Origin of the sequence: Burkholderia sp. E168m23 (assembly GCF_016586125.1) — a bacterium.
Taxonomy (GTDB): domain Bacteria; phylum Pseudomonadota; class Gammaproteobacteria; order Burkholderiales; family Burkholderiaceae; genus Burkholderia; species Burkholderia orbicola.
Genome location: NZ_BCPP01000223.1, coordinates 1 through 8,076 on the forward strand (window position 1 = coordinate 1; position 8,076 = coordinate 8,076).

The 8,076-nt window shown below is 68.1% G+C and carries 10 protein-coding genes; 6 read left to right on the forward strand and 4 right to left on the reverse strand.

What is annotated here, in order from left to right:
• Window positions 1-182: 182 nt before the first annotated feature.
• The 3 genes from JMF90_RS13865 to JMF90_RS13875 all read right to left on the reverse strand — a co-directional run bounded on the left by JMF90_RS13865 (window position 183) and on the right by JMF90_RS13875 (window position 2,445).
• Window positions 183-452 carry a hypothetical protein gene (locus JMF90_RS13865; RefSeq protein WP_027812234.1) on the reverse strand — a complete coding sequence of 90 codons (270 nt, stop codon included), beginning with the start codon at window positions 450-452 and terminating at the stop codon, window positions 183-185.
• A gap of 105 nt (window positions 453-557) precedes the next feature.
• Window positions 558-1,373, reverse strand: a complete 816-nt coding sequence (locus JMF90_RS13870) for a family 1 encapsulin nanocompartment shell protein (RefSeq protein WP_012337541.1) — start codon at window positions 1,371-1,373, stop codon at window positions 558-560.
• A complete protein-coding gene (locus JMF90_RS13875) occupies window positions 1,366-2,445 on the reverse strand; it encodes a Dyp-type peroxidase (RefSeq protein WP_027807746.1) in 1,080 nt (359 codons plus the stop codon). Before JMF90_RS13875 ends, JMF90_RS13870 begins: the two co-directional genes overlap by 8 nt.
• Window positions 2,446-2,867: 422 nt before the next feature.
• Between JMF90_RS13875 and JMF90_RS13880 the strand changes: the two genes are divergently transcribed.
• The 5 genes from JMF90_RS13880 (at window position 2,868) to JMF90_RS13900 (ending at window position 6,323) form a co-directional block, all read left to right on the forward strand.
• The gene (locus tag JMF90_RS13880; protein WP_077179514.1) at window positions 2,868-3,245 is read left to right on the forward strand and encodes a LysR family transcriptional regulator; all 378 of its coding nucleotides are present in this window, start codon (window positions 2,868-2,870) and stop codon (window positions 3,243-3,245) included.
• Entirely contained in the window at window positions 3,242-3,694 is a 453-nt protein-coding gene (locus tag JMF90_RS13885; protein ID WP_027813452.1) for a phosphate-starvation-inducible protein PsiE, read from the forward strand. The genes JMF90_RS13880 and JMF90_RS13885 overlap by 4 nt, the downstream gene beginning before the upstream one ends.
• A gap of 87 nt (window positions 3,695-3,781) precedes the next feature.
• Window positions 3,782-4,237 carry a DUF1269 domain-containing protein gene (locus JMF90_RS13890; protein ID WP_077179504.1) on the forward strand — a complete coding sequence of 152 codons (456 nt, stop codon included), beginning with the start codon at window positions 3,782-3,784 and terminating at the stop codon, window positions 4,235-4,237.
• 34 nt (window positions 4,238-4,271) lie between these two features.
• The gene (locus JMF90_RS13895; RefSeq protein WP_012336573.1) at window positions 4,272-4,520 is read left to right on the forward strand and encodes a hypothetical protein; all 249 of its coding nucleotides are present in this window, start codon (window positions 4,272-4,274) and stop codon (window positions 4,518-4,520) included.
• Window positions 4,521-4,898: 378 nt separating this feature from the next.
• Entirely contained in the window at window positions 4,899-6,323 is a 1,425-nt protein-coding gene (locus JMF90_RS13900; RefSeq protein WP_077179503.1) for a PLP-dependent aminotransferase family protein, read from the forward strand.
• 30 nt (window positions 6,324-6,353) lie between these two features.
• On the opposite strand, the gene JMF90_RS13905 is transcribed toward JMF90_RS13900, so the two are convergent.
• Window positions 6,354-7,514, reverse strand: a complete 1,161-nt coding sequence (locus JMF90_RS13905) for an NAD-dependent formate dehydrogenase (protein WP_201317332.1) — start codon at window positions 7,512-7,514, stop codon at window positions 6,354-6,356.
• Window positions 7,515-7,746: 232 nt separating this feature from the next.
• Between JMF90_RS13905 and JMF90_RS13910 the strand changes: the two genes are divergently transcribed.
• The coding region (locus JMF90_RS13910) for a Rieske 2Fe-2S domain-containing protein (protein ID WP_201325168.1) at window positions 7,747-8,076 on the forward strand (330 nt) is incomplete at its 3' end.

Consider the following 8,076-nt stretch of genomic DNA (forward strand, 5'->3'; position numbering starts at 1 on the left):
GGCAAACGGGGGAGACGGGACGCAGAACGGGACGCAGGACGGCGCGCGACGCGCGGCGCGAGCGCGAGGCGGTTTCGGCCGCCCCCACACGCACCGCAGCCGATGCGTGCCGGGAGGCCGGCGAGGGCGAGGACGGGTTGCACGGTACGCGCCGGACATCGCGCAACCGTGGTGAACCGCGATCAGTCCGATAGGTTCATCGCGAGCCGTTGCCGTGCGATCTGCTTCACGTCGGCCGACAGCGCCGCATTCTGCAGACCATTGGCCCAGACGGAGAACGAATCCTCGATCAGGTTGCGCGTGTCGGGCGGCAGCTCGGCCAGCATCAGCGACACGACGGTAAACAGCACGGCGGTGTCGCCGGCCTGGCTGCCCGCATTCGCGTCGACCGTCTGCTTCAGGGTAGCGACGGACGCCTGCAGCGCCTGTAATGCGTCATTCGATTCGCTCATGACAATCCTCCATGCAAGATGGGCGGGATCGGCGACGAACCCGCAGCCGGCGGCGCGGCCGTCGCGCGCGACGGCCGGGCGGGCAGCGCGCGCCGGCAACCGCGCTCAGGCGGCCGCGTTGCCCTGCGGCGCCACGGCCACCGATGCCTCGCTCGTCAGCATCAGGAACGTGAACGTTTCGCGCAGGTACAGGCGGACGCCCTTGTCGGTGTGGCTCGTGTAGCCGATCGACACGTCTTCCCCGAGGTGCAGCTCGTAATCGCCGCCGCGCGTGGACAGCACGCAGCCGCCGCTGATCGCCGGCGCCCAGATGATCTCGCCGCTGACGATGCGTTTGATATGGCCGAGGACCGGATAGCCCTGGTCGCGCGCTTCGCTGAGCGCGGTGTATGCGTCCGAACCGAGCACGACCGAGTACGGGCCGTCGACGCCGGCCAGGCGCAGCGCTTCCAGCGCGTCGCTGATCGCGTCCGGATAGGCGCCGACGTCGGCCGGCAGCGTGAGCCGGCGGTTCGACGTGCCTTCGCGGATGCCGACGATGCCGGCCGCCCGGTAGCCGTCGAAGATCGCGCCGTCTTCGGCGAACGCGAGCCGCTGCGCGGCTTCCTTCGCCGGCTGCCAGTCGGCGTCGCGCGCGCCCCGCTCGACGCTGTCGATCGCGTCGCGGCTCAGCTCGAACGGCACCGTCAGCTCGACGATCGTGCGCGCTTCGCGCAGCCGCGCGTTCACGAGCTCGCGCGGCGCGGCCACGTCGAGCAGGTGCCCGGTGCCGACGGCCGACAGCTCGGGGCCGGCGGGGCCGTCGACGTCGACGACGCGGCGGCCGGCCACCGAGCGCTTGAAGGTGCGCGCCACTTCCTCCTCGATTTGTTCCCAGGCGGCCGACGAGATCGGCGCGAGTTCGCGATGCAGATTATTCATAGGTCGGGGTTCCTTTCAGCGAGCCGATGTTCAGCGAGCCGTCGCGATGCGGTGCGGCAGGCGCGGACGGCGTGGATTCCGGTTGGGTGGCTTCGGCGGGCGGCGCCGGGCGGTCGGCGAGCGCTTCGAGCAGGTCGGCCGACGGCACGAAGAACAGCGAGCCGGTGACCGCGCGGCTGTAGTCGAGCAGGCGGTCGTAGTTGCCCGGCGGGCGGCCGACGAACATGTTCTCGAGCATCTGCTCGATCGGCGCCGGCGAGCGCGCATAGCCGATGAAATAAGTGCCGAATTCGCCGGCGCCCGGGCGCCCGAACGGCATGTTGTCGCGCAGGATCTTCACTTCCTGGCCGCCCTCGTCGAGCGTGGTCAGCGAGCTGTGCGAGCACGACGGCTTCACGTCCGGCGCGAGCTCGATGTCGGCCAATTTGGTGCGGCCGATGATGCGCTCCTGCGTTTCGACCGCGAGCGCGTTCCAGCCGGCCATGTCGTGCAGGTACTTCTGCACGAGCACGTAGCTGCCGCCCGCGAATTCGGCGTCCTCGTCGCCGATCACCGTGAAGTCGACCGCCTCGCGGCCTTCCGGGTTCTCGGTGCCGTCGACGAAGCCGATCATCGCGCGCTGGTCGAAATTGCGGAAGCCGTGCACCTCGTCGACGACCGTGACCGCGTCGCCGAGCGCATTGAGCAATTGCGTCGCCAGTTCGAAGCACAGATCCATCGCTTCCGCGCGGATGTGCAGCAGGATGTCGCCGGGCGTCGCGACCGCGACGCGCTGGCCGGCGCCGAATTCGCGGAACGGATGCAGCGATGCGGGGCGCGGCTCGCCGAACAGCGCATCCCATGCGTCGGAGCCGAAGCCGCACACGCAGGTGAGGTTGCCGCCCGGTACGCGCTTGCCGACCGAGCGCACCAGCGCGGCGATGTCGCCGCACCACGAACGGATCGTGTCGGCGTGATCGGCGCCGGGATTGATCGTCGCCACGAGAAAGATCGCGCTGCGCGTGATCGTGCTGTGAACGGCCTGGGAGAGCGGGGGAGGAGTGGTCTGCATCGCGGCCTGCCGGTCAGTCATGTCGGGACGGACGGGCCGCGGTAGCCGCGGCGCGCGAAGGCGAACGGTTGAACTGTGTCATGCGACTGTTCTCTGTGCTTGGTGACATGCGGATGAAGGACGTTGCGCGGGCATCGCGCAACGGGCCGCAGCGGCGGCGGCCGGCCCCCGGGGCGCGAAGGGGAGGCAGGCGGGGTGGCCGCGCGTTCGCCCGGCGCGTAAGGCTGGCCGCACCGCGTAACGTCGTCGAGCATGCAATCTAGCAGCTTCGGCGGGTCTTTGGAACACGTATCGACGATCTGTCATTCGAATGGATCAAACCGGGCCGGGTTTTGTGCGGCGCGCGCGCAGCTGTACTCCTGGCGGCCGCGGCGCTGTGCTCTTGAGCGGGTGTGTCGCGTGCAGTAGATTAGGTTCCGCTCCGCCCGACGACGGTCATCATGATGAACCTTTTGGAAGCGATGCGTATTTTCGGTGCAATCGTCGAGCATGGCGGGCTGTCCGGCGCGGCGTCCGATCTGAAGCTCGACGTTGCACAGGTCGGCGCGCGGCTCGATGGGCTCGAACGCTATCTCGGCTGCCGGTTGTTGCTGGACCGATCGGGCGACGCGGTCGCATGCACCGAGGCCGGCGTCGCGTTTTACGCGTGTTGCCGGCGCACGCTGTCCGCGGTCGCGCAGGCGACCGGCGCGAGCGGAGCCGGTGCGTGCACAACGGTTTCCCGTTCGCCCGTCGCGGGCTTGCCGTTGCCCGAAACCACTCGCTGCAGCGACGGAGCATCGATCGCCGCGCCCACGACACTACACCGGTTAACGCGTTGAATACGTCCACTGCATCCACCGATACGACCGCCGAGCGCATCCGTCGCCGCTTCGGCCATTTCCTTCACGCGGCCGAGCTCGCCGGGCTGGTCGTGATCGGGCTGGCGACCGCGTTCGCGATGGCGCAGGAAGCGTGGAAGGTCGTGCTCGCGGGCGAAGTGTCGCTGACCGACCTGCTGCTGATGTTCCTGTATCTGGAAGTGCTCGCGATGGACCTGCGCTACCTGCGGCTCGGCCGGTTGCCGGTGCGGTTTCCGCTGTTCATCGCGATGACGTCGCTCGCGCGCGACCTGATCCTGCGCGGCGCGACGGACAGCCCCGAGCGGATGCTGATGACGACCTTCGGGATCGTGCTGCTCGCGGTCGGCGTGCTGATCCTGAGCTTCGGCCAGCATCGCTTTCCGGCGGACGTCGACGATGTCGAGGACGACGTGCATGTCCGCAAGTAACGCGGCCCGGGCGGCATTCGAAGCGAACCCCGGCGCGCCGTGCGCGGTGCGGCGGTTTCCCCATCATTCCATCGAGCGAGGTGTCGCATGACCAGGCAATTGATCGTCGCCGTGTTCGGCAGCGTCGAGACGGCCCGCCAGGCCGCGAACGATTTCGAGGCGCTGTCGGAGAAGAACGAAGGATTCCACATCGAGAACGGCGTCGTCGTCGAGAAGGAAGCGAACGGCAAGCTCGCGGTGCTCGACGCCGAATCGCGGCCGTTCAAGGGCGGCGTGATCGGGGCGATCGCGGGCGGCTTGCTCGGCCTGCTCGCCGGGCCGATCGGCATGGTGACCGGCATGGCGGCCGGCGCGGGCGCCGGCATTCTCGCGCAAGCGGCCGGCAATGCGCTGCTCGACGGCACGTTCGTCGAGACGGTCGCGGCGCGGCTCGTGCCGGGCAGCGTCGCGGTCATTCTCGAGGCGAAGGAGGACACGCCGTTCTCGGTCGACAACGTCGTGACGGGATTCGGCGGCAAGGTCTTTCGCCAGACGCTCGACTGAGCCCGCTCTTTTCGAACCGATTCGGGAGAACCGCATGCGCATCGATCAATCGTATCGCCGCTTCGACATCGCGGCGACGCTGTCGCCGCTGCCCGGCAACCGCGCGATCGCGATCGTCGACGTGACGACCGACGATCCGGGCCGCCTCGCCGATCTCGGCACCGGCCAGTTCCTGCAGATCCGCAAGTGGCTCGAGTCGAACGACGTCGCGCTGCTGACGGTGGTGTTCGACGAATGCAAGGTGGCGATCGACCACTACGCGGACAACGTCGACGACGCTTGAGTGCGAGCGGGCCCGCGCATGGCCGGGCTCCGCTTCGCCGCCGCTTCCTCTGCCGCCGCAATACATCATGACGTGCGCCGGACGAACGGCTGCCGTGCGAGTGCGCGCGGCCGCGCCGTGGCGTTCGCATCTGTTCACCACGCCGGCCGGATTTGACGTTTCCTCGCCAAACTGTCACTTACATTCGCCGAAATGACGCAGTAGGATGCCGAACCTTGTCTTGATGAGATTCGCATTGCTATCCGCCTTCAATTTCGATAACGGACGAGGTTCCAGCCGGGACACCCGCCCCCGGCGACGGCTATCCGGCTTCGTGCGTCGGCGCGGCGGTGCCGCCCATGCGGCGCACGCCGGTTCATCGCTGGCGGGGCGAGGCGGATGAAGCTCTACGAGAAATTTGCGAACGACGTAGAGCGACTCATTCGGCAAGGCGTATATCGACACGGCGACCGTGTGCCGTCGGTGCGGCAGGCGAGCCAGCAGCACCGGATCAGCATCACGACGGTGCTGCACGCGTATCTGCTGCTGGAAAGCCGCGGGTTGCTCGAAAGCCGGCCGCAGTCGGGCTATTTCGTGAATCTGCGGCGCGACGACGGCCATGCGCCGGTGCGCGAGCTGCGGCCGTCGAAGCCGATCGCGATCTCGTCGTCGGTGGACGTGAGCCGGCTCGTGCTGTCGACGCTGCGCTCGATCGGCACGGACGACGCGGTGCCGCTCGGCTCGCCATATCCGGACCCGAGCCTGTTTCCGTTCGAGAAGCTGAACCGCTACGCATACGCGGCGGGTCGCGACAAGTCGCTGTGGGGCGTGACCGACGGGCTGCCGCCGGGCCATCCGCGGCTGATCCGGCAGATCGCGCGCCGCTACCTGGAAAACGGGATGTCGGTGGACCCGAACGAGATCATCGTGACGGTCGGTGCGACGGAGGCGATCAACCTGTGCCTGCAGGCGGTGGCGAAGCCGGGCGACACGATCGCGGTGGAGTCGCCGACGTTCTACGCGATGCTGCACGCGATCGAGCGGATGGGGATGAAGGCGATCGAGGTGGCCACACACCCGGAATACGGAATCGACATCGCGGCGCTGGCCGCGATCGCGAAGTCGCAGCCGATCGCCGCGTGCATGGTGATGCCGAACTTCCAGAACCCGCTGGGTTTCCAGATGCCGGACGAGCGCAAGCGCGAACTGGTTGAGTTCGCAACGAAAGCCGACCTGCCGATCATCGAGAACGGCGTGTACAACGAACTGTATTTCGGCAACATGCATCCGAGCACGCTGAAGTCGTTCGATCGCCATGACATCGTGCTGCATTGTTCGTCGTTCTCGAAGAGCCTGACGGCCGCGTACCGGATCGGCTGGGCGCTGCCGGGCCGCTACCGCGAGCAGGTCGAGAAGCTGAAGTTCCTGAATACGCTGGCGACACCGTCGTTGCCGCAGCTCGCGATCGCGGAGTTTCTGGAACGCGACGGCTACGAACATCACCTGCGGCGGGTTCGCAAGGCGTATGCGCAGCAGGCGAACCTGATGCGCGCGATGGTGTCGCGGTTCTTTCCGGAAGGCACGCGCATTTCGAGTCCGGCGGGCGGGTACGTGCTGTGGGTCGAGCTGCCCGCGCAGGTCGATGCGATGCGGCTGTACCAGCTCGCGCTGGAGCAGGGGATCACGATCGGGCCCGGCTACATGTTTTCGATCGCGGACACTTACCGGAACTTCATCCGCCTGAACTACAGCAGCCCATGGTCGCCGGAGATCGAGCGCGCGGTCGTCACCGTCGGCAAGCTCGCCGCATCCTGCATCGACTGACCGCGCCGCGCCGCGGCGCGCGGCACGACGTCATGTCAGCCGGTACGACTGCGCGCCGGTGCCCGCGAGCGTGCCGCCATCGACGATCAGGTATTCGTTGCGGATCGGCCTGCCGTCGAACCAGCATTGCAGAATCTCCAGCGTGCCGGCCGCATAGCGCGCCTGCGCGGGCAACGACGTGCCGGAGATGTGCGGTGTCATCCCGTTGAACGGCATCGTGCGCCACGGGTGATCGGCCGGCGCCGGCTGCGGAAACCATACGTCGCCGCCATAGCCGGCGAGATGGCCGGACGTGACGGCATTCACGACCGCGTCGCGGTCGACCAGCTTCGCGCGGGCGGTGTTGATCAGGTACGCGCCGCGCTTCATCCGCGCGATCATCGCCGCGTCGAACAGGTGCTCGGTCGACGGGTACAGCGGAATCTGCAGGTTGACGATATCGACGGCGCTCGCGAGCGACGCCACATCGGCGTGATACGTGAGCGCGAGCGCCTGCTCGATCGATGCATCGAGCCGGTGGCGCTGCGTGTAGTGCAGTTGCAGGCCGAACGGCTGCAGCCGGCGCAGCACGGCGAGGCCGATGCGCCCCGCGCCGACCGTGCCGAAATGCATCCCTTCGACGTCGTAGCTGCGCGACACGCAGTCGGCGATGTTCCAGCCGCCCTGCTGCGCGACCGCATGCGACGGCAGATAGTTGCGCACCAGCGCGAGCGTCGTCATCACCACGTGCTCGGCGACGCTGATGCTGTTCGAGCCGGTGACTTCGGCAACCGTGATGTGCGCGCGTGCGGCGGCGTCCAGATCGACGTGATCGGAGCCGATGCCGGCCGTCAGCGCGAGCTTGAGCTTCGGCGCGCGGGCGATGCGTTCGGCGCTCAGGTACGCGGGCCAGAACGGCTGCGAAATCACCACGTCCGCTTCGGGCAGCCGGCGCTCGAATTCGGAATCGGGGCCGTCCTTGTCGCTCGTGACGATCAGCGTATGGCCGTGCGCTTCCATATAACCGCGCAAGCCGAGCGCGCCGGACACCGAGCCGACGAGTTCGCCGGGCCGGAAGCCGGGCGGGCCGGCCGGCGTCGGCGCGGTTTGACCGTCCGCGTAGTGCGTGACGACCGGGATCGTGTCGCGCACGTAGCGCGGCGGATAGCCGTCGACGGGATCGGGGTAGAGCACGCACAGGACGGTAGCCATCGGGTAGTGCTCCTTTGACAGGTGAAGGCGGCACGCGGCTTGCGCGGCTCGCGCCGTGCCCGTCGCAGGCGGCCGCCGTGTTGCGCCGCAACGTTGATCACGTTCTACGCCGGTCGCGGATCGCGTACAAGCTACAGTCCGCGTTTGCGTGCGCTGCGGGGCGTCTGTACCTGTTCTTTTCAGGAGGGATGTCGATAATGGGATCGTTACCTGACTTTTCGGGAGCCACGTCATGACTGGAAGCGATGCGTCCTCACGCCCCGATCTCACGCAAGGGATCGCGCTCGACGATCTCGCCGACGGCGCGATGATCGAGGGCCATGTCGGCGACGCGGCGGTGCTGCTCGTGCGCCGTGCCGACGAACTGTTCGCGGTGGGCGCGCAATGCCCGCACTACGGCGGGCCGCTGGCCCAGGGCCTGCTGGTCGGCGACACGATTCGCTGTCCGTGGCATCACGCGGCGTTCTGCCTGCGCACCGGCGAGATGGAGCGCGCGCCGGCGCTCGACGGGCTGCCGTGCTGGCGCGTCGAGCGGCGCGACGGCCGCGCGGTCGTAGTCGAT